Here is a 22,046-nt window from a genome sequence, read left to right on the forward strand (position 1 = left end):
GGAGTGCAGAACGCGCTTAGTGGGATAACTAAGGTGTCACTGCCACGCCATTTAGCGCCACTTTAACGACCGTTAACACTTAATACAGGCAAACAACGATGTTTCGTGGATCATTCACACTGACATTAGATGACAAGGGCCGGTTAGCGCTGCCAGCGCGTTACCGCGACCGCCTTTTGTCTGAAAATCAGGGGCAATTGATCTGTACCATCGACCTGCATGATCCCTGTTTATTACTGTTTCCGCTGGCAGAGTGGGAAGAAATCGAAGAAAAATTGCAGTCACTCTCCAGTTTGAACCCGCAGGAGCGCCGTTTACAGCGCATTTTGCTGGGTAACGCCACCGAATGCGATATGGATAAAAGCGGCCGGATCCTGCTGCCAGCCTTTTTAAGGCAGCATGCCAGCCTGGGCAAAAATATCCGTTTGGTGGGCCAACTCAATAAATTTGAAATCTGGGATGAAACCACCTGGCAAGACCGTCTGGCCGCTGATATTGAGCTGGAACAGGCGCAAGCTGGCTCGGTGGAGTTATCCGAACGCTTACAGGATTTTGTACTGTAAATGACCACAACTGAGCATATTTCGGTACTGTTGGCGGAAACGTTGACAGGCCTGGCGATCAAGGCTGATGGCATCTATCTGGATGGCACCTTCGGCCGCGGTGGTCACAGCCGGGAAATCCTGAAACAGCTGGGCCCGCAAGGCCGGCTGTATGCCATAGATCGCGATCCTGCCGCCATCGCTGCCGCAGCCCCACTGCAAGCTGATGCGCGTTTTCATATCACCCACAGCCCCTTTGCCGCCCTGGCGAACATTGCCGAATCTCTGGCTATTTTTGGCAAAATCGACGGTATTTTATTGGATCTTGGCGTTTCTTCCCCACAACTGGATGAAGCTGAGCGTGGTTTTAGTTTTATGCGTGATGGTCCACTGGATATGCGAATGGATCCGACCAGTGGTTTGTCAGCCGCCGAGTGGTTAGCCAGTGCTGATGTTGAAGATATCAGTTTTGTGTTGCGTGAATATGGCGAAGAAAAGTTTGCCTGGCGCATTGCCAACAGCATTGTTAATAGCCGCGCCGAGCAGCCGTTAACCCGTACCGGCCAGCTGGCTGACCTGATTAGCCGCGCGGTGCCCAAGAGTGCCAAAGAGAAAAAGCACCCGGCTACCCGCAGCTTTCAGGCGATCCGCATCTATATCAACAGTGAGCTGGAGCAAGTGAATCTGGCACTGCAGGGCGCTATGGCGGCACTTAAACCCGCTGGCCGCCTGTGTGTCATCAGCTTTCACTCGCTGGAGGATCGGCTGGTGAAACAGTTTATGCGGCGTCATTCCAAGCCTGAAGCGGTGCCGCGTGGTTTGCCGCTGACGAATGCCCAGCTGCAACAAGAGGTGCCGTTAAAACTGATCGGCAAGGCCATCATGCCATCTGATGCTGAATTGGCGGTCAACCCGCGCGCCCGTAGTGCGGTGCTACGGATCGCTGAGAGGACTGGCTGATGAGCGAGATCCGGTTATCTACTCAAATCAGACAACAATGGCAGCAGCGCAAGCTGGTGCTGTTGTTGTTATTGGCTTGTGTGTTAACCGGCCTGGCCGTGGTGCAGATGGCGCATTTAAACCGGCAATTAACGATCCAGCAGGATCAGAATTACCAGCAGCGTGATCAGCTGGATACCGAGTGGCGCAACCTGTTGCTGGAGCAGCGGGCGCTGGCCGAGCATAGCCGGGTGGAAGAAATTGCCCGCCGGCAACTGAATATGGAAAGACCGAGCGGCAATCGGGATATCACGGTGAGGCAACCATGAAGCGGCCCGTAGCGAAAGCCCAGGCAAAAACCAGGAAGCACCCGACAGTGTTGGGTTGGCGGTTTGCTTTTGTGATGCTCAGCTTAAGCGCGGTCTTTGTGGCACTGGTTGCCCGCGCAGCCTGGTTGCAAGTGCTGGAGCCGGATATGTTGGTCACTCAGGGCGACCTGCGTACCTTACGGATTGAATCCGACAAGGTGATGCGCGGTATGATCCTCGATCGGCATGGCCAGGCGTTAGCGGTCAGCGTGCCGGTGGAGGCGATCTGGGCCGATCCGAAAGAAGTGATCGAACGCAATGCCGCAGCCGATGAACGGCGCTGGCATGCGCTGGCTGAAATTCTGCAAATGACGCCGCAACAATTATTACAGCGGATTGGTGATAACCCGAGTCGGCGCTTTGTCTATTTGCAGCGTCAGGTAAATCCTGCCGTAGTGGAGTATGTGCGCAAATTAAAGGTGCCTGGAATCCACTTCCGTCAGGAATCGCGGCGCTTTTATCCGGCGGGAGAAGTTGCAGCGCAGTTGATTGGTTTTACCAATATTGACGATGTCGGTGTTGAGGGTATCGAGAAGCGGTTTAACGACTTATTAACCGGTACCGCCGGGCGCAAAGTGTTTCGTAAAGACGCCAAAGGCCGCGAAATTGAAGTGCTGGAGCGTGAAGCGTCACAGGAGCCGGCGGATGTTGTGCTGAGTATCGATCAGCGGATCCAGGCGGTCGCTTATCGCGAGCTGAAAAAAGCCGTGCTGGCGCATGGCGCAGCTTCCGGCTCTGCCGTGGTGGTCGATGTGCATACCGGCGAGATCCTGGCGATGGTCAACAGCCCGTCGTTTAACCCGAATAACCGCCGCAATACGCCGGTGCATCGTTTCCGCAATCGCGCCATCACCGATACCTTTGAGCCCGGTTCTACGATGAAACCACTGGCGGTACTCAGTGCGCTGGAATTTGGCAACGCCAAATTGGATAGCATGGTCGATGTTAGCCCCGGCGTAATGCGGATTGGCGGCAGCTGGGTGCGGGATCCGAATAACTATGGCAGCTTGAGCCTGGGCGGTATCATTCAAAAGTCCAGTAATATGGGCGTGGCCCGTCTGGTGTTACAGATCCCGCATCAAAATGTCATTGGCTTATACAGTAATCTGGGCCTGGGTCAGGATACCGGCACCGGCCTAACCGGCGAAAGTAGCGGTATTTTCAGTTTCCGTCAGCGTTGGTCTGATTTTGAACGCGCCACCTTCTCTTATGGCTATGGCTTATCCGTCACTGCAGTACAGCTGGCCAGAGCCTATGCCACCATTGGCAATGGCGGGGTCAACCGGCCACTGAGCATTCTGAAAGTGGAGCAGCCTGAACCAGGTGAGCGGGTATTAAAACAAGAATATGCGCTGGCGATGTTAGAAATGATGGAAAGCAGTATTGCGCCCGGCGGCACTGCAACCCGGGCACAAATTCCGGGTTACCGCGTCGGTGGCAAAACCGGTACTGCCCGTAAAGCCGTCGCTGGTGGTTACGGTAATGACTATATCGCCTCCTTTGCCGGTGTTGGCCCAATCAGTAATCCACGCTTGGTAACAGTGGTGGTGATTAACGAGCCGGCCGGTGATTTCTACCACGGTGGTGAAATCGCGGCCCCGGTATTTTCCCAGATTATGGGTGCTGCCATGCAGTTACTGAACTTACCGCCGGATGCGCAAAGCCGGCCCAGGATCTCTGCCGTAAGGAGTACACAAAATGCCGGTTAACAGTAAAGTCTGGTTAGCAGCGCAGTGCCCCCAGGTGCCGGAGTGCACACTGGCGGATTTGCGCATTGATAGCCGTCAGGTGCAAACAAATGATGTCTTTATTGCCCTGCCGGGTACCCATACCGATGGTCAGCATTTTATCAGTCAGGCGCTGGCACAAGGCGCAGCCCTGGTACTTACCCATACCGGTAGTTACAGCGATCCGCGGATTCAGGTATTACCCGAGCTGAATACAGTGTTACCCGAGTTGGCAGCCAGTTTCTATGGTCACCCGCAACAACAGCTGACGTTGGTGGGAGTGACCGGCACTAATGGTAAGTCCTCGGTCTGCAGTTTTATCGCGCAGTTGGCAGAGCAGCTTGGACTGAAAAGCGCCATTATCGGTACCCTCGGCTATGGTTCCTGGCAGCAATTAACGCCATTAAAAAATACCACGCCGCACTTTGTTGATTTGCAGCGGATTTTCGCCGAAATGCTGGCCAGTGGTGTATGTCTGGTGGCGATGGAGGTGTCATCTCATGCCTTAGTGCAGCAGCGGGTTGCCGGCCTGGAGTTCGCGGCCGCCGTCTTCACTAACCTGAGCCGGGATCATCTGGATTATCACGGTAGTATGCAGGCCTATGCTGAGGCTAAAGCATTATTGTTTCAACAGTCGCAAAGCCGGTTGGCGGTGCTGAATCTGTCTGATGAAACCGGTCGCATCTATGCCACCAATTGCCAGATCCCGGTGTTTGCTTATGGCAAAACCGCGGACTGTAACGACCCTGCCGCTCTGACCTATCAGTGCGCGGCGCCAAATGAGCAAGGCATTTACTGCGAGCTACAGGCTGACGGTGTGCATTATCAGTTGCAATTACCGCTACTAGGCGAATTTAATGTGCAGAATGCGCTGGCGGCGATACGTTGTCTGCAGGCGCTGGGGCAGCCATTAGCCGCACTGTTACAGGCAGCCGCCAAGCTGAAAGCTGTCGCCGGGCGGATGGAGCAATTTCCGTTTAAAACCGGCGCCACTGTAGTAGTCGATTATGCCCATACCCCGGATGCATTGCGGCAAACCTTACTGGCGCTGCGCGCCCACTGCAGTAACCATCTGTGGACCGTCTTTGGCTGTGGTGGTGATCGCGACAAAGGCAAGAGACCTTTGATGGGGCAACTTGCTGAGCTGTTATCTGATCATGTGATTCTGACTTCGGATAACCCGCGTACCGAAGATCCGCTGCAGATATTGCAGGATATCGCTGCCGGCTTTAGTAATGATCACTGTTATGTGCTGGAGCCGGATCGCCGTTCTGCCATTAAGTTAGCAGTGGCGCAGGCTCAGGCTGGCGACATAGTGCTGCTTGCCGGTAAGGGCCATGAAACCGAGCAAATTATTGGCCAGACTGCGCTGCACTATGACGAACGCGCCTATGTGCAGCAACTGCAACGGGAGATGGCCCTATGATCCCGCTCCATTTATCCGAGTTGGCAACCATTCTGCAGGCCCCATTAGTCGGCGAAGACCGGCTGATTGAAAGCATCAGCACCGACAGCCGCACCCTGGAAGGTGCAGCGCTGTTTTTGGCGTTAAAGGGCCCGAATTTTGATGGCAATCAGTTTTTAGCTGAGGTGGCGGCAAAGGGTGCGGTAGCGCTGATTTGCAATCAACAGCCGCCGGTTGCCCTGCCTTATATTCTGGTACCGGATGGCCGCATAGCTTTGGGGCAGATTGGCGCGGCCCTGAAACAACGGCTGGCGCCAAAAACGGTGGCGATTACCGGTAGTGCCGGTAAAACCACGGTAAAAGAAATGCTGGCAGCGATCCTAAGCCAGCAAGGACCGGTATTGGCGACTGCGGGTAATTTTAATAATGACATCGGTGTGCCCCTGACCCTATTGCGGTTAATGCCGGAACACCAATATGCGGTACTTGAACTGGGGGCCAACCATCCCGGCGAGGTAGCTTATACCACGGCGCTGGTGAAGCCGGATGTCGCCTTGATCACCAATGCCGCCGCATCGCATCTGGAGGGCTTTGGCGACGTTTATGGCGTAGCCCGTGCTAAAGCAGAAATTTACAGTGGTTTAACCGATACCGGCAGCGCCGTAGTGTCACTGGACAGTGATTTTAGCGATTACTGGCTGGCGCAGGTCAGACAGCAAGCCTGCCAGACCTTTAGTTTACAAAATCCGGCAGCAGATTTTTATGCCTCTGACATTCGTCTGGATGCCAGTGGTTGTGCGCATTTTCTGTTACATAGCCCGCAGGGCAACGCGCAAATCCAGCTGAAAATCCCCGGCCGGCATAATGTTGCTAATGCGCTGGCCGCTGCGGCAGCCGCCCTCGGACTGGGCCTGAATTTACAGCAAGTACAGCGCGGCCTGCTCGGGATGCAAGCGGTTAAAGGCCGTACTAATTTGCTGACGCCCAAAGCCGGTCTGAAAATTATTGACGATACCTACAATGCGAATGTGGAATCAGTAAAAGCGGCCATTGACTTGCTGGCCAGCTATTCTGGCTTCCGTGGCCTGTTACTCGGTGATATGGGGGAGTTGGGTGCTGACGCCCGTTTATACCACGAACAGATTGGCGACTATGCCAAAAAAGCCGGTATTAATCTGTTATTCACTGTTGGTGTGTTATCACAGAGCGCCAGTGACCGCTTTGGTGTTACTGGTGCCCATTTTAGTCAACAGCAAACGCTGGTCGAGCATTTGCTGCCAATCATTGCCGGTCAACAAGACGTTACGCTCCTGGTGAAAGGTTCACGCAGCGCGAGAATGGAAAAGGTTGTACAGGACTTGCTAGAACGTTGTCAGCAGGAGACTCAGCCATGTTAGTGTGGTTAGCAGAGTATTTAACACAGTATATCAGCGCCTTTAATGTGATCAGTTATCTGACATTCCGGGCGATTTTGGGCGTATTAACCGCCTTGTTACTCAGCCTGTACCTTGGGCCCAAGCTGATCGCCGCCTTGCAGCGGATGCAGATTGGGCAGGTAGTACGCAATGACGGTCCGGAGAGCCATTTCTCGAAGAAAGGCACCCCGACGATGGGCGGACTGTTGATCCTGGGTTCAATTCTGATTTCTACCTTGTTATGGGCCAACCTGAGCAATAAATACATCTGGGTGGTGCTGTTTGTGCTGGTCAGCTTTGGCACCATCGGCTTTATTGATGATTACCGCAAAGTGATCCGCAAGGATCCCAAGGGTCTGATCGCGCGCTGGAAGTACTTCTGGCAATCGGTATTTGCGCTGTTAACCGCGTTTTTCCTTTATGCCACGGCTGAGCGGCCGGCAGAAACTGCGCTGCTATTGCCTTTTTTCAAAGAGGTGATGCCACAGCTGGGCTTACTGTTTATTGCGTTGGCCTATTTTGTGATTGTCGGCACCAGTAATGCCGTCAATCTGACCGACGGTCTGGATGGTCTGGCCATAGTGCCGACTATTATGGTCGCCGGCGCCTTTGCCATTATTGCCTATGCCAGCGGTAACGTGAACTTTGCCAACTATCTGAATATTCCTTTCCTACCTTATGCCGGGGAGCTGGTCGTGTTCTGCGCCGCCCTTATTGGTGCAGGTTTAGGTTTCCTTTGGTTTAACACCTACCCGGCGCTGGTGTTTATGGGCGATGTCGGTTCCCTAGCGCTGGGTGCGGTGCTTGGCGTGATTGCCATTCTGGTACGGCAAGAAATCGTGCTGTTTATTATGGGCGGGATCTTTGTGATGGAAACCCTGTCGGTGATCCTGCAAGTGGGCTCCTACAAACTGCGCAAACAGCGGATTTTCCGGATGGCGCCAATCCATCACCATTACGAATTAAAGGGCTGGCCGGAGCCACGGGTGATCGTGCGCTTCTGGATCCTGTCGATCATCTTTGTGCTGGTAGGGTTAGCCACCCTGAAACTGAGATAAGAAGTTATGCCAGATTTGTTGACTGCTAAACGTATCGCTGTCGTCGGGCTGGGCCAATCAGGTCTGGCCACGGTGCGTTTTTTGCTGTCAAAAGGTCTGAAGCCGGTGTTAATGGATACCCGTAAGCAACCGGCCGGGCTGGAACAGATCGCACCGGAAAAGGTAGATGGTATCTATTTAGGTGAGCTAGATGCCAACCGTCTGGCACAGATGGAGCTGATTATTGTCAGCCCCGGCTTATCAGTTAAGCATCCGGCGCTGCGTTTTGCCCGCCTGCAGGGTGCGACAGTGCTGGGGGATGTCGAACTCTTTGCCCGTTTCAACACTAAACCTGTGGTGGCAATAACAGGTTCTAATGGCAAATCTACCGTCACCCGCCTGACCGAAGCGATGTTACAGCAAAGTGGTATCAAAGCGCTGGCCGCTGGCAATATCGGTTTGCCGGTATTGGATGCGCTGGCGGAGCCAAGCGCAGAGGTCTATGTGCTGGAATTATCCAGCTTTCAGCTGGAAACAACCGACAGTTTACAGCTCGTTGCCGCGGCTAACCTGAATGTCAGTGCCGACCACCTCGACCGCTATAACGATTTGGCCGATTACGCTGCCGCCAAGCAACGTATTTATCAGCACAGCGCGTTGGCGGTTTACAACGCGGAAGATAACCTGACGCTGCCGGCAACCTCCGGGCCACGGCTTGGTTTGAGCTTACAGGATACCGGCAGTGGCTATGGTATAGTGCAGCATCAGCAGCAGGAGTATCTGCTGGTCGCCGGGGCGCCATTGTTGCCGGTATCTGAGCTGAGTTTATTTGGCAAACATAACCAGTTTAATGCGCTGGCTGCTGCAGCCTTAGCTTTAGCGGCAGGTGCCAGCCGCGAGGCGATTGCCACCACATTAAAAACCTTCCGTGGCCTGGCGCATCGTTGTGAGCTGGTGCTGGAGCGAAACGGCGTACGCTGGGTCAACGATTCCAAGGGCACCAATATCGGCGCAACCCTGGCTGCGTTGGCCGGACTGCGTAGCAGTGTCAAAGGCAAGCTGATCCTGATTGCCGGCGGTGATGCCAAGGGCGCTGATCTGACTGAATTGCAACCGGCGCTGCAGCGCGATGTGCAGCAACTGATTACGCTGGGGCAGGATGGTCCGGCGCTTGCGGCACTGTTACCTGACAGCATTCAGGTAAAAACGCTGCAGCAGGCGGTAAAAACAGCGGCCAGTCTGACGAAACCCGGTGATATGGTGTTGTTGTCGCCGGCCTGCGCCAGCCTGGATATGTTTAAAAGTTATGCCGATCGCGGTGAGCAGTTCGCGGCTGCAGTCCGGGAGTTAAAGCCATGAAAGCCTTAACCCTGCCAGCACGTTTTAACCCCTTGCCACGTTTGGATGCCTGGTGGCAAGCCCGAGACGAGGGCACCTTTGACAATGTGTTCCTGACCGCATTGCTGCTGGTGCTGGCCTTTGGTCTGGTGATGGTGACCAGTGCCTCGATCCCGGTAGCAGAGCGGCTCTATGGCAATCCGCTGCACTTTACCATCCGGCATTTAATTTATATGGTGATGGGTTTTACCGCAGCCTATGTCGTGACCCGTTTACCGGTCAGTTTCTGGCACACTTACAATATGCAGCTGTTATTTGCTGCCCTGGCCTTACTGGTTGCGGTATTGATTTTTGGTAAAAACGTCAATGGTTCTACCCGTTGGCTGGCGTTAGGCCCGATTAATATTCAGGGTGCTGAGCCGGCGAAGTTATTCTTTTTCTCCTACCTGGCCAGCTATCTGGTGCGCCGGCATGAAGAAGTACGGGAAAACCTGATGGGTTTTTTAAAGCCACTGCTTATGCTGTTTGTCGTGGCGGTGTTACTGCTGATGCAGCCTGACTTAGGAACCGTTATCGTGATGTTTGCGACGGCGGTAGTGCTGTTGTTTTTGGCCGGTGCCAAGCTCTGGCAGTTTATTGCACTGATCCTCACCGGTCTGGCGGCGATCGCGGTGTTGATATTTTACAGCGAGTATCGCTGGCGTCGGGTGACGGCCTTCCTCGATCCCTGGGCCGATCCTTTTGGCAGCGGCTATCAGTTAACCCAGTCGTTAATGGCCTTTGGCCGTGGCGGCTGGTCTGGTCAGGGGCTGGGTAACAGTATTCAGAAGCTGGAATACCTGCCGGAAGCCCATACCGACTTTATTATTTCGGTGATTGCCGAAGAAACCGGTTTCTTCGGTGTGGCGTTGCTCCTCAGCCTGTTGTTCCTGATGGTATTCCGCGCTTTATTGATGGGCAGCCGGGCGCTACAAAAAGGCATGAGTTTCCATGGTTTTCTGGCCTACGCCCTGGCGATCTGGATTGGCTTTCAAACGGCGGTCAATGCCGGTATGGCCAGTGGTTTGCTACCAACCAAAGGTATGACCTTGCCCTTTGTCAGCTATGGTGGCAGTAGCCTGATTATTATGCTGATGGCTGCAGCCTTGCTGCTGCGGATTGATTTTGAAGTCAGATTACAGGGTAAACAAGCAGTGAGTGGAGGTAAGCATGACTAAACCTCTGGCACTGATTATGGCCGGTGGTACCGGTGGCCATATTTTCCCGGCGCTGGCGGTGGCCAGAGCGCTGCAGGCCGATGGTTGGGACATCGCCTGGCTCGGTACTGCAGATCGGATGGAAGCACGGCTGGTGCCGGAATTCGGTTTACCCTTTTACCCGATTGAGGTGGCTGGGTTACGCGGTAAAGGTTGGCGCAGTAAGTTGCTGGCACCCTGGATGCTGGTCAAAGCACTGCTGCAGGCCAAACGCCTGGTTAAACAATTGCAACCGACACTGGTATTGGGCTTTGGTGGTTATGCCAGTGGTCCTGGTGGTCTGGCGGCACGCTTAAGCGGCATCCCCTTGTTGATCCACGAGCAGAATGCGGTACCGGGCAGCACTAATAAACTGTTGGCACAGCTCGCCGTTAAGGTGCTGGTAGCCTTTCCGCAGGCCTTTGCCGAGTCGGTGAAACAGCAGCTGGTTGGCAATCCGGTACGCAATGAAGTGATTAATTGCCGTCTTGGCCGGCAACAGAATCCCGAGCTGCGGGTACTGGTGGTCGGAGGCAGCCTCGGCGCCAAAGCGCTGAATGAACAATTACCAGCGCAACTGGCGCAGCTGGCTAGGCAGGGGCAAGTTGCGGTCTGGCACCAGACAGGTGAAGCCATGCGCGATACGGTCGATGCCGCTTACCAACCACTACGTCAGCTTGGCATGACGGTTGAAGTTGAGGCCTTTATCAAAGATATGGCCGCTGCCTATCGCTGGGCCGATGTGGTGATTTGCCGCGCTGGTGCACTGACGGTAAGTGAAGTGGCCGCCGCCGGCATTGCCGCCATCTTTGTGCCGCTGCCCACCGCCATTGACGATCATCAGACCGCCAATGCGCGTAGTCTGACCAGTGTCGATGCTGCCTGGCTAGTACCGCAAAATCAGCTGACACAGCCGGGTATAGTGCCATTACTGGCCGGCGCTTTAACAGATAAAACCGAGCTGCAGCGCCGGGCAGATAAAGCCCGGGCTTTTGCGCTCGATAATGCAGCGGCAGAGGTGGTGACCTTATGCCGGCAAGTAACAGGACAAGTAGTATGATTACGACACTGCAACAGAAAAAACAGGCCATGCGCCGGGTCGAACGGATCCATTTTGTTGGCATCGGTGGCGCCGGTATGGGCGGTATTGCCGAGGTGCTGCTAAACGAAGGCTATAAAGTCAGCGGCTCTGATATCGCACCAGGTGCAGTAACCGAGCGTTTAATCAGCCTGGGGGCTGAGATAGTGTTTGGTCATGCCGCCAGTCATGTCCAGGGCGCCAGTGTGGTGGTGGTTTCCAGCGCCATCAAACAGGAAAACCCGGAGGTGGCTGCGGCGCGCGAACAGCGGATCCCGGTGGTGCGCCGGGCAGAAATGTTAGGTGAATTGATGCGCTTTCGCCATGGCATCGCCATCGCCGGCACGCACGGTAAAACCACGACCACCAGTTTAATGGCGTCTGTTTTTGCTGAAGCCGGTGCCGATCCGACCTTTGTGATTGGTGGCTTGTTAAATTCTGCCGGCTCTAACGCCCGGCTTGGCGCCGGGCGCTATCTGATTGCCGAAGCCGACGAAAGTGATGCCTCCTTTTTACATTTACAGCCGATGGCGACGGTAATTACTAATATCGAAGCCGACCATATGGATACCTATCAGGGTGACTTTGAGAAGCTAAAAGCCACTTACCTGGAGTTTTTGCATAATCTGCCGTTTTACGGCTTAGCGGTTGTCTGCCTGGATGATGCGGTGCTACGCGGCCTGATCCCGCAAATTGGTCGTACTGTGCTGACCTATGGCTTTAGCGAAGATGCGGATTACCGGATCAGTGAATTTAGCCAGCAAGGTACCCGCAGCCAATTTGTGATCACCGATCCGGCCGGCAATCAGCGTGAGATCAGTCTGAATTTACCGGGCCGGCATAATGCACTCAATGCCACAGCGGTATTTGCGCTGGCGCAGGATGAGGGCATTGCAGAGCAGGCAATTCTGGCGGCATTAAGTAAATTCGAAGGCATAGGCCGGCGTTTTCAACAATACGGCGAATTTGATACCGGCCGTGGTAAGGTGCTGCTGTTAGATGATTATGGTCATCACCCGACCGAAGTGGCCGCTACTGTTGCTGCTGTGCGCAGTGCCTGGCCCCAGCGCCGTCTGGTAATGTGTTATCAGCCACACCGCTATACCCGCACCCGTGATCTCTATGATGACTTTGCCCGGGTTCTGTCAGAAGTGGATACGTTGTTGCTGCTGGAAGTGTATGCTGCCGGTGAAGCACCGATAGCTGGCGCTGACAGTCGCAGCCTGGCGCGCTCTATTCGCGCCCGTGGCCAACTGGAGCCGATCTATGTTGCACAACCGGCAGATTTGGCAGCCAGTCTGGCAGAAGTATTACAGGATGGTGATGTGGTGCTGACACAAGGTGCCGGCAATATTGGTAGCCTGGTGAAACAGCTGGCTGCCATGCAACTCGATATTGAACAGTTAAAAGCAACCAAAGGAGCTGCGCAATGAGCCAGAATGCAAAAGTTGCCGTGATGTTTGGTGGCCGCTCGGCAGAGCGCGAGGTGTCGCTGCGCTCCGGTAAGGCAGTATTAGCGGCGTTGCAGGATGCCGGTATCAATGCCTTTGCTTTTGATCCGAAGGAACAACCACTGGCCAGCCTGAGCGCCGATAAAGTCTTTATCGTGCTACATGGTCGTGGTGGTGAAGATGGCACCATGCAAGGTGCTTTACAGCAACTGGGATTACCCTATACCGGCAGCGGCGTGCTGGGCTCAGCGCTGGCGATGGATAAAATTCGCTGTAAATGGCTGTTTCAGGCGCAGGGCTTACCAACAGCACCTTTCTTAGTAGTGCGTCCGGGCGATACCGATTATGCCGCCATGTTGCAACAGCTCGGCGGTAAGGTGATGGTTAAACCTGCTAATGAAGGCTCCAGCATTGGCATGAGTGCGGCCAGCAATGCGGCGGAGCTGGCAACGGCTATCGCCACCGCCCATCAATATGATCAGGAAGTGCTGGTTGAGCGTTGGATTGACGGCCGGGAATTTACCATTGCCATTTTAAATGACCAGGTATTACCGATAGTTGAAATGCGCACGCCGCGCGCGTTTTATGATTACGAAGCCAAATATCAGGCCAATAGTACCGAGTATCTGTGTCCGGCGCCATTGACGGCGGAGCTTACCGCGGCAATGCAGCAAAGCGCGCTGGCCGCTTTTAAAGCGGTAGGTGCCAGTGGCTGGGGTAGGGTTGATCTGATGCTGGATCAGAGCGGACAGCACTATTTACTGGAAGTGAACACTGTACCGGGAATGACTGAGAAATCGCTGGTACCTATGGCGGCCAAGGCGGCCGGTTATAGCTTCCAGCAATTAGTACTGGCGATTTTACAACAAGCTGACAGCGCCCGGAGCTAATGGATGAAAGCTGAGCAGACGCAGATCACACCACGCAGCCGCACCGAGTTTGTGCTGGGCCTGGTGTTCTTTGTCTGTTCGATATTGTTTTTACTGTATCTGATTGCCGAGGTGCGCAACTGGGTACGGGATCAACAAAGTGCGCCGATTTCGCAGGTACGGTTGTATGGCAAGTTTCAGCAGTTGGATGTCAACAGCCTGCAGCAGCGCTTGCATCAGGAATATGTGGGTAATTTTTTTCGGGTGGACGTGGATCAGGTGCAGCAGTTCCTGCAACAGCAACCATGGGTGTATCAGAGTGCCGTGCGCAAACTTTGGCCTGATACGCTGGTGGTGGTGGTAACGGAACAGCAGCCGGTAGCAATTTGGAATGGTGAGCAGTTACTGAACGAGAAAGGGCAGGTGTTTGCTGCCCCAATACAACAACTGAACCAACCCTTGCCCTGGCTGTACGGTCCGGATGGGACCGAGCAGGATGCCCTGAACATGTTCGGCCGCATGCAGCAGTTAATGGCGCTGCATCAGTTTGATGTGCAAAAAGTGTATTTAACCGAACGCTTTGCCTGGCGGCTGGAACTGGCCGATGGCCTGAGTTTGCAGCTGGGCCGCGAAGATACGCTGAAGCGGTTACAACGCTTTATTGAGTTGTACCCGACGATGCAACAGCACCAGGCCGGGATGGCTGAGGTGGATTTACGTTATGACACGGGTATTGCCGTGCGCTATGCAGTAACAGACACTAAGAGAAAAACATGACAAAGTCAGCAGAACGGGATTTGATTGTTGGTCTGGATATCGGCACCGCCCAGATAAAGGCGGTAGTGGGTGAGATCACCGCCGACAACCAGTTAAGCATCGTCGGCGTCGGCACTCATGCCTCGCGGGGTATGGATAAAGGTGGCGTCAACGATCTGAACCTGGTGGTGCAGGCGGTGCAACGCGCCATTAACGAGGCCGAACTGATGGCCGATTGCCAGGTCTCCTCGGTGTATCTGGGGATCACCGGTAAGCATATCCGCTGCCAGAACGAAAGCGGGATGGTACCGATCAATGATACCGAGGTCACGGCCGATGATGTGGCCAGCGTGATCCATGCTGCCAAGTCGGTACCGATCTCTGCCGAGCGCCGGATGCTGCATGTGTTACCGCAAGAGTTTTCGGTTGATATGCAGGAAGGTATTAAAAGCCCGGTTGGCATGTCGGGTGTACGGATGGAGGCCCGTGCCCATATCATCACCTGCGCCAATGATATGGCGAAGAATATTGAAAAGTGTGTCGAGCGTTGCGGCTTACAGGTTGATCAACTGATTTTCAGCGCCCTGGCGTCCAGTTATGCGGTACTGACTGATGATGAGAAAGAGCTCGGCGTCTGCGTGGTTGACATCGGTGGCGGTACCATTGATATCGCCATCTTCACCAATGGTGCTCTGCGGCATACCGCAGTGATCCCGGTGGCCGGTAATCAGGTGACCAGCGATATTGCCAAGATTTTCCGCACACCAATCAGCCATGCTGAAGACATTAAGGTGCAGTATGCCTGTGCCCTGCGCAGTATGGTGGGGAAAGAAGAAAGTATCGAAGTACCCAGTGTCGGTGGCCGCCCAGCTCGTTCTATGTCGCGTCATACGCTGGCAGAAGTGGTAGAGCCGCGTTACCAGGAATTGTTTGAACTGGTGTTGGAAGAAATCCGCTCCAGTGGTTTGGAAGAGCAAATTGCTGCCGGTTTGGTGCTAACCGGTGGTACCGCCAAGATGGAAGGTGCGGTCGAGTTTGCAGAAGATATTTTCCAGATGCCGGTACGACTCGGTTATCCGATGCATGTTACCGGACTACGGGATTATGTCAGTGATCCGGCTTATGCCAGCGTCATTGGCTTATTACTTTATGGCAAAGATGTGCGCAGCCAGCAAAAAGCTGCCGGTCAGAGCCGGGAATCTGTTAGCGGCTGGCTGAAAAAGATCAGCAGCTGGTTTAATGGTCAATTTTAAGTAAGCGTAAAAAAACGGAGAGAGAGCTATGTTTGAGTTAATGGAAAACCACAGCGAAGAAGCTGTCATTAAAGTAGTAGGGGTTGGCGGTGGCGGCGGTAACGCCGTGGAATATATGGTCGCCAGTAATATCGAAGGGGTAGAGTTTATTGCTGCCAATACCGATGCCCAGGCGCTGCGTAATTCCTCAGCCAATGTCACCCTGCAGTTAGGCGCGGGTGTGACAAAAGGTCTGGGTGCCGGCGCCAATCCGGAGATCGGGCGTCGTTCTGCTGAGGAAGATCGGGAAACCATCAAGAAAACCCTGCAGGGCGCAGATATGGTATTTATCGCTGCTGGCATGGGCGGTGGTACTGGTACCGGGGCGGCACCTATCGTTGCCGAAGTGGCGAAAGAACTGGGGATCCTGACGGTTGCCGTAGTGACCAAGCCATTCCCGTTCGAAGGTAAAAAGCGCAGTGCCTTTGCCGACGAAGGGATCAGCGAACTAAGCCAACATGTCGATTCATTGATCACCATCCCGAACGACAAGTTATTAAAAGTACTAGGCAAGGGCACGAGCTTGCTGGATGCGTTTAAAGCTGCGAACAACGTATTATTGGGCGCAGTACAGGGTATTGCCGAGTTAATTACCCGGCCGGGTCTGATCAACGTGGACTTTGCCGACGTACGTACAGTAATGTCGGAAATGGGCACTGCGATGATGGGTACTGGCCGTGCTACTGGCCCGGACCGTGCCGAAGAAGCCGCCGAGCAAGCCATTTCCAGCCCGCTGCTGGAAGATATTGATTTGTCTGGCGCTAAGGGCATTCTGGTTAACATCACTGCGGGTCTGGATATCAGTATCGAAGAGTTTGAAACGGTCGGTAACGCCGTAAAAGCCTTCGCGTCTGAAAATGCGACTGTGGTTGTCGGTGCCGTAATTGATCCGGAAATGCGTGATGAGCTGCGGGTTACTGTAGTTGCAACTGGTATTGGTGCTGATCGCAAGCCGGATATCAGCCTGGTGCCAACTCACCGCCCTGAGCCGGTGAACCACGGTTATGTACAACATGGTAATACCATGCGGCAAAGTGCACCGCAGCCAGCAGTGCAACGCGAAGAAATGTTACAGCCTAAGGTACAACCGGAAGTGAAAGGCGGCGGTATCGATATTTTTGATATCCCGGCGTTCTTGCGTAAACAAGCGGACTAAGGTCCGCGTTGTTGCGCGGTAGACAGGCGTCAGGCAGCAGATGCAGTTCATCCGCTGTTCAGTCACTATTTGGCATAGTGTCTTGCATGTGTTATGCTGCGCGCCCATTTTGTTTGCTTAGATAATGAGCAGGATAAAATTATGATTAAACAACGTACCATCAGCCAAATCGTCAGCACCGTCGGTGTTGGATTACACAAAGGTGAAAAGGTTACGCTTACTCTCCGGCCTGCGCCTGATAACACGGGAATTATTTTCCGTCGTGTTGATCTGGACCCGGTAGTTGACTTTAAAATCACCCCCTCTCTGGTGGGTGATACGGTCATGTGTACCTGTTTAATCAATGAGCAGGGCGTGCGCCTGTCTACTACAGAACATTTAATGGCCGCTATCGCTGGACTTGGCATCGACAATCTGGTGATTGATGTTGATGCCCCGGAAATTCCGATTATGGACGGTAGCGCCAATCCTTTTGTTTACCTGTTGCTGGAAGCTGGCATCAGCGAACAGCGGCTGGCGAAAAAGTTTATCCGCATCAAGCGGCCGGTTCGGGTTGAAGATGGCGATAAATGGGCCGAGTTTAAGCCTTACAATGGCTTTAAGCTGGACTTTGCCATCAGTTTTAACCATCCGGTGATCTCTGAAACCACACAGCATCTGGTGATGGATTTCTCAGCTGCCGCCTTTATTAAAGAAATCAGCCGTGCCCGTACTTTCGGTTTCCTGCATGAAGTTGAGTATCTGCGGGCGAATAATCTGGCGCTGGGCGGTAGTATGGATAATGCGGTGGTACTGGATGAGTACCGTGTATTAAATCAGGATGGCTTGCGCTACGAAGACGAATTTATCAAGCACAAGATCCTGGATGCCATTGGTGACCTTTACATGGCTGGCTACAGTATTCTGGGTGAGTTCAAATCCTTTAAGACCGGGCATGCGCTAAACAACCAGCTGTTGGCTGCGGTACTGGCTAATCAGGAAAACTGGGAATTTGCCACCTTTGACGATAAAGCCGAGCTGCCAATCTCCTATCTGGCGCCGCAACTGGCCTAAATCACCAGGGCGTATTGACCTTTGCTGCTTAGGTTTGTTCGCACTGGCGGCGCTTTGATCGCGAAACGAGGAGCGCAGTTTAGTTATTCTAAATAAGTGACGAGTGACAAAGAGCAAAGCGTCGCCAGTGCGAACCCTTCGGGCAGCGTTTGGCTGGCGTTTCTACTGCGTTATCGCTTGTTCATGTAGAATAACTACACATCACAAGCTCTGCCTTGTATAAACACCAGCCAAACGGCTGCAAAAGCAAGCAGCAAAGGTCAATACGCCCTAGTTCTTCCCCTGCAACAGGCGTTGTAATGCTTGTTGCAGCGGCCCTGCCGTTTGTTCTGCTAACTTTGATAATTGCTGTCTGGTTTGCTCGCTCAGCGCTGTTTTGCTGTGCTGATAAGGCTTAGCGGCCGTCTCCTGCACACTAAACCTGCTATTTTGCCCATTTGGCGAAACCTCAATGTCAAGACCCGCTAAATCAGGCAAGATTTTTTGCCGGAAATTGGCTAAAATGGCGTCGCGCTGCATTTTCAGTCGGGTAGCCCAGGCTGCTGAGCTGCACAGGATCACTGCTCGTCCGTCTTTCAGATTCACCACCTGACAAAACCCCAGGTCCGGTAATTGGAGCAGGGCGGCGAGTTCGGTATTAAATTGCTGTAACAGGCTGTATTGCTGTTGCACTGTGGCCAGTGGACTGTTGCTCAGTAAATGAGAAAGATCTTCCGGTTTGTGATTATAACGTTTCATCGGATCATTGACCTGGCAGACTGAAGCTGCAGTTTAGCAGTTTTTTAGTGGTGGCCATAGCTTTGCCCTTGAAAGGCACTGTCAATAGCGCCATATCCTGCTAACATCTGCCGGTACTGGCCTGCTGCGCGGGTCACAGCATACGAATAACACTGGCGAAGCCAGGGCTGCAGCAACACTCAGGGCAAGTAATGCCGGCTGGGGCTGGCAGTTTCAACTAAGAATGGTATTGGGATAATGTTTGGAAAACTCTTCGCCAAATTGATTGGCAGCCGTAACGACCGCTTTTTAAAGAAACTCAAAAAAACTGTGCTTCAGATTAATGCCCTGGAAGAGCAGTTTACCAAGCTGAGTGACGAACAACTAAAAGAAAAAACCAGCGAATTTAAGCAGCGGGTTCAGGCCGGCGCTACTTTGGATGACATCCTGCCGGAAGCCTTTGCAACAGTGCGTGAAGCCAGTAAGCGGGTGTTCAATATGCGCCATTTCGACGTGCAGTTGATTGGTGGTATGGTACTGCATCAGGGCAAGATCTCAGAAATGCGTACTGGTGAGGGTAAAACCCTGACCGCGACCCTGCCAGCCTACCTGAATGCCTTAAGTGGTAAATCGGTGCATGTGATCACCGTTAACGACTATCTGGCGAAGCGCGACGCCCAAACCAACGAACCCTTATTTACCTTCCTGGGGCTAACTGTTGGCGTAAACGTGCCGGGGATGGCACACCATGAAAAGCAACAAGCTTACGCCGCTGACATTACCTATGGTACCAATAACGAATTCGGTTTTGACTATCTGCGCGATAATATGGCGTTTTCGCCGCAAGACCGCGTACAACGCGATCTTGCCTATGCCATTATCGACGAAGTTGACTCCATTCTGATTGACGAAGCCCGTACGCCGCTGATTATTTCAGGCCCGGCCGAAGACAGTTCTGAGCTGTATAAGCAAATTAATAAGCTGGTGCCGCTGCTGGAAAAGCAGGATAAAGAAGACGAAGAAGGCAAACATGGTGACGGCCACTTTACGGTGGATGAGAAAGCGCGCCAGGTGTACCTGACCGAGCAAGGCCAAATCAAAGTAGAAGATATGCTGCGTGAGCAGGGACTGATCGCCGAACACGATACCCTGTTCTCTGCGGCCAATATTACCTTGTTGCACCACGTTTACGCTGCCTTACGTGCCCATCAGCTGTTTAAACGCGATGTGGATTATGTGGTAAAAGACGGCGAAATCGTGATTGTTGACGAGCATACCGGCCGTACTATGGAAGGCCGGCGCTGGTCTGAGGGCCTGCACCAGGCGGTGGAAGCTAAAGAAGGCGTACGGATCCAGAACGAGAACCAGACGCTGGCTTCAATTACTTTCCAGAACTATTTCCGTTTATACGACAAGCTGGCCGGTATGACCGGTACTGCCGATACTGAAGCCTTTGAATTCCAGCAAATCTATGGTCTGGAAACCATCGTGGTACCGACCAATAAGCCAATGGTGCGCGATGATATGGCAGATCTGGTCTATCTGACCGCCGAAGATAAATATAACGCCATTATCGCCGATGTGCTTCAGGCGCGCGATGCTGGCCGGCCGGTACTGGTGGGTACCGCCTCAATTGAAAGCTCAGAATATTTATCCAGCCTGCTGAATAAAGCCAAAATTAAGCATCAGGTACTGAACGCCAAGTTCCACGCCAACGAGGCGCAGATTATTGCCGACGCTGGTCGTCCTGGCACCGTTACCATCGCGACTAATATGGCCGGCCGCGGTACCGATATCGTGCTCGGTGGTAGCTTACAAGCAGAATTAAAAGCGCTGGGACCTGATGCCAGCAGTGAACTGATCGAAAAAACCCGTACCGACTGGCAACAGCGGCATGATGCGGTGATCGCCGCGGGTGGCTTACATATCATAGGTACTGAGCGGCATGAATCGCGCCGTATCGATAACCAGCTGCGTGGCCGTGCCGGCCGGCAAGGCGACCCGGGTTCATCACGCTTCTATCTGTCACTGGAAGATGCGCTGATGCGGATTTTCGCCTCAGATCGCATGGCGGGCATGATGCGCCGTCTGGGTATGGCACCGGGTGAGGCTATCGAGCATCCCTGGGTTAGCCGGGCGATCGAAAATGCGCAGCGCAAAGTCGAAGCGCGTAACTTTGATATCCGTAAACAGCTGCTGGAATTTGATGATGTGGCTAACGATCAGCGTAAAGTGGTGTACGAGCAGCGCAATGACCTGCTGGATGCTACTGATATCGCTGATACGATTAATGCGATCCGGGAAGACGTGGTAGAGCGGGTCATTAACGAATATATCCCGCCACAATCGCTGGACGAAATGTGGGATATCCCGGGCCTGGAACAACGTTTACAGGCGGATTTCGGCGTCGAGTTACCGGTTGGTCAGTGGCTGAAAGACGATAAAAAACTGTTTGAAGAAAAACTGCGTGAGCGTATTCAGCAGGATGTGGCTGCGGCCTATGCACTGAAAGAGCAGATGGTTGGTGAGCAGGTGCTGCGGCAGTTCGAAAAAGCGATAATGCTGCAAAGTCTGGATAGCCACTGGAAAGAACATCTGGCGGCGATGGATCACCTGCGCCAGGGCATTAACCTGCGCGGCTACGCGCAGAAGAACCCGAAACAGGAATACAAGCGCGAAGCCTTTGAGCTCTTTACGACGATGCTGGAAAACCTGAAGCTGGACGTGATTGGTATTCTAAGCCGGGTGCAGGTTCGTGCTTCGGAAGATGTCGAGGCAGTCGAGGCGCAGCGTCGTAAAGCCGAGCAGGTACCACACCAGTATCAGCATGCTGAAGCCGAGCAAGTCGGCGGTGAGCTGCCAGACAGCGTACGTGGTACAGCCCCGGTATATCGGGATGGGATGAAGGTTGGCCGTAACGATCCCTGTCCTTGTGGTTCCGGCAAAAAGTATAAGCACTGCCATGGTCAGCTCAGCTAAGCCCAGGTTGCATGTTGCTGTGGGTGTGATCCTGCAGCAACAGCAGGTGCTGCTGGCGAAGCGCCATGCCAGCAAGCATCAGGGCGATCGCTGGGAGTTTCCCGGCGGTAAGTTAGAACAAGGTGAGTCGGTGTTATCCGCGCTGGGGCGTGAGCTGCAGGAGGAAATCGGCATTACAGTCACGTCGGCTGAGCCTTTGATGCAACTGAGCCATGATTATCCGGAGCGGGAAGTGTTGCTGGATATTTATCTGGTTACCGCCTTTAGTGGCGAACCGCATGGCGCTGAAGGTCAGCCACTGCTTTGGGTACCGATACAGCAGCTGAACACTCTGGCGCTACCTGACGCCAACCAACCTATCGTTACCCGCTTGCAACAGCAGTTCGCCTGACCTGCTGTCTTAGTCTTTAAAAAAGCGGTTATCCGCTGCCTGCATCTCCTGCTCCAGTTCAGCCAGAAATTGCTCTGACAACTCAGGATCAATACTGCTTTTATCGGCTATGCGGTGGTTTTCCGCTGCCCAGTCGCCCAAATCAATTAACTTACAGCGCTCAGAGCAAAACGGGCGAAACGGTGAAACATCAGACCAGACAACTGTCTTTTGGCAAGTTGGACATAATACGGTCGCAGTCATAACGGCTCCTTTCAGACAACAGCAGCGATTCTAGCAGAATTTGTCGGATGGCGCA

Annotated in this window: 20 protein-coding genes; 18 read left to right on the top strand and 2 right to left on the bottom strand. The window is 53.6% G+C overall.

Features of this window, described 5'->3' with window-relative positions; genetic code table 11:
* Nucleotides 1-98: 98 nt before the first annotated feature.
* The 16 genes from mraZ to lpxC all read left to right on the top strand — a co-directional run bounded on the left by mraZ (nt 99) and on the right by lpxC (nt 17,661).
* Complete coding sequence (mraZ, locus tag AEST_RS02050) at nt 99-563, top strand: division/cell wall cluster transcriptional repressor MraZ (RefSeq protein WP_008606714.1); 465 nt, start codon at nt 99-101, stop codon at nt 561-563.
* Nucleotides 564-1,502, top strand: a complete 939-nt coding sequence (gene rsmH, locus AEST_RS02055; protein ID WP_008606715.1) for a 16S rRNA (cytosine(1402)-N(4))-methyltransferase RsmH — start codon at nt 564-566, stop codon at nt 1,500-1,502.
* The gene (gene ftsL / locus AEST_RS02060) at nt 1,502-1,810 is read left to right on the top strand and encodes a cell division protein FtsL (protein WP_008606716.1); all 309 of its coding nucleotides are present in this window, start codon (nt 1,502-1,504) and stop codon (nt 1,808-1,810) included. The genes rsmH and ftsL overlap by 1 nt, the downstream gene beginning before the upstream one ends.
* Complete coding sequence (locus AEST_RS02065) at nt 1,807-3,558, top strand: peptidoglycan glycosyltransferase FtsI (RefSeq protein WP_008606717.1); 1,752 nt, start codon at nt 1,807-1,809, stop codon at nt 3,556-3,558. Before ftsL ends, AEST_RS02065 begins: the two co-directional genes overlap by 4 nt.
* The gene (locus AEST_RS02070; RefSeq protein WP_008606718.1) at nt 3,548-5,002 is read left to right on the top strand and encodes a UDP-N-acetylmuramoyl-L-alanyl-D-glutamate--2,6-diaminopimelate ligase; all 1,455 of its coding nucleotides are present in this window, start codon (nt 3,548-3,550) and stop codon (nt 5,000-5,002) included. Before AEST_RS02065 ends, AEST_RS02070 begins: the two co-directional genes overlap by 11 nt.
* Nucleotides 4,999-6,378 (top strand): UDP-N-acetylmuramoyl-tripeptide--D-alanyl-D-alanine ligase, encoded by a 1,380-nt coding sequence (locus AEST_RS02075; RefSeq protein ID WP_008606719.1) that lies wholly within the window; start codon nt 4,999-5,001, stop codon nt 6,376-6,378. Before AEST_RS02070 ends, AEST_RS02075 begins: the two co-directional genes overlap by 4 nt.
* Nucleotides 6,372-7,454, top strand: coding sequence for a phospho-N-acetylmuramoyl-pentapeptide-transferase (gene mraY, locus AEST_RS02080; RefSeq protein ID WP_008606720.1), 1,083 nt, complete (start codon nt 6,372-6,374; stop codon nt 7,452-7,454). The genes AEST_RS02075 and mraY overlap by 7 nt, the downstream gene beginning before the upstream one ends.
* Nucleotides 7,455-7,460: 6 nt before the next feature.
* Nucleotides 7,461-8,792, top strand: a complete 1,332-nt coding sequence (gene murD / locus AEST_RS02085; protein WP_008606721.1) for a UDP-N-acetylmuramoyl-L-alanine--D-glutamate ligase — start codon at nt 7,461-7,463, stop codon at nt 8,790-8,792.
* A complete protein-coding gene (ftsW, locus tag AEST_RS02090) occupies nt 8,789-9,988 on the top strand; it encodes a cell division protein FtsW (RefSeq protein WP_008606722.1) in 1,200 nt (399 codons plus the stop codon). The genes murD and ftsW overlap by 4 nt, the downstream gene beginning before the upstream one ends.
* Complete coding sequence (gene murG, locus AEST_RS02095; protein WP_008606723.1) at nt 9,981-11,066, top strand: undecaprenyldiphospho-muramoylpentapeptide beta-N-acetylglucosaminyltransferase; 1,086 nt, start codon at nt 9,981-9,983, stop codon at nt 11,064-11,066. Before ftsW ends, murG begins: the two co-directional genes overlap by 8 nt.
* A complete protein-coding gene (murC, locus tag AEST_RS02100) occupies nt 11,063-12,517 on the top strand; it encodes a UDP-N-acetylmuramate--L-alanine ligase (protein WP_008606724.1) in 1,455 nt (484 codons plus the stop codon). Before murG ends, murC begins: the two co-directional genes overlap by 4 nt.
* Nucleotides 12,514-13,425: a D-alanine--D-alanine ligase gene (locus AEST_RS02105; RefSeq protein WP_008606725.1), complete on the top strand. Its 912-nt coding sequence runs from the start codon at nt 12,514-12,516 to the stop codon at nt 13,423-13,425. Before murC ends, AEST_RS02105 begins: the two co-directional genes overlap by 4 nt.
* A 3-nt stretch (nt 13,426-13,428) precedes the next feature.
* Nucleotides 13,429-14,181 (top strand): cell division protein FtsQ/DivIB, encoded by a 753-nt coding sequence (locus AEST_RS02110; RefSeq protein ID WP_008606726.1) that lies wholly within the window; start codon nt 13,429-13,431, stop codon nt 14,179-14,181.
* Nucleotides 14,178-15,413: a cell division protein FtsA gene (gene ftsA / locus AEST_RS02115; RefSeq protein ID WP_039924862.1), complete on the top strand. Its 1,236-nt coding sequence runs from the start codon at nt 14,178-14,180 to the stop codon at nt 15,411-15,413. Before AEST_RS02110 ends, ftsA begins: the two co-directional genes overlap by 4 nt.
* A 28-nt stretch (nt 15,414-15,441) precedes the next feature.
* Nucleotides 15,442-16,608: a cell division protein FtsZ gene (ftsZ, locus tag AEST_RS02120; protein ID WP_008606728.1), complete on the top strand. Its 1,167-nt coding sequence runs from the start codon at nt 15,442-15,444 to the stop codon at nt 16,606-16,608.
* Nucleotides 16,609-16,749: 141 nt separating this feature from the next.
* Nucleotides 16,750-17,661 carry a UDP-3-O-acyl-N-acetylglucosamine deacetylase gene (lpxC, locus tag AEST_RS02125; protein ID WP_039924923.1) on the top strand — a complete coding sequence of 304 codons (912 nt, stop codon included), beginning with the start codon at nt 16,750-16,752 and terminating at the stop codon, nt 17,659-17,661.
* Nucleotides 17,662-17,931: 270 nt separating this feature from the next.
* On the opposite strand, the gene AEST_RS02130 is transcribed toward lpxC, so the two are convergent.
* On the bottom strand, nt 17,932-18,399 hold the full coding sequence (locus AEST_RS02130) for a DUF721 domain-containing protein (RefSeq protein WP_008606730.1): 468 nt from the start codon (nt 18,397-18,399) through the stop codon (nt 17,932-17,934).
* A gap of 237 nt (nt 18,400-18,636) precedes the next feature.
* On the opposite strand from AEST_RS02130, the gene secA reads away from it, so the two are divergent.
* Together secA and mutT are read left to right on the top strand one after the other, a co-directional pair.
* Complete coding sequence (gene secA, locus AEST_RS02135) at nt 18,637-21,357, top strand: preprotein translocase subunit SecA (RefSeq protein WP_008606733.1); 2,721 nt, start codon at nt 18,637-18,639, stop codon at nt 21,355-21,357.
* Nucleotides 21,341-21,748, top strand: coding sequence for an 8-oxo-dGTP diphosphatase MutT (gene mutT, locus AEST_RS02140; protein WP_039924865.1), 408 nt, complete (start codon nt 21,341-21,343; stop codon nt 21,746-21,748). Before secA ends, mutT begins: the two co-directional genes overlap by 17 nt.
* A 9-nt stretch (nt 21,749-21,757) precedes the next feature.
* Here mutT and yacG read toward each other — a convergent pair whose 3' ends face one another.
* A complete protein-coding gene (gene yacG / locus AEST_RS02145) occupies nt 21,758-21,991 on the bottom strand; it encodes a DNA gyrase inhibitor YacG (RefSeq protein WP_008606736.1) in 234 nt (77 codons plus the stop codon).
* Between the last annotated feature and the right edge of the window lie 55 nt (nt 21,992-22,046).

The organism is Alishewanella aestuarii B11 (genome assembly GCF_000280055.1).
GTDB lineage: Bacteria > Pseudomonadota > Gammaproteobacteria > Enterobacterales > Alteromonadaceae > Alishewanella > Alishewanella aestuarii.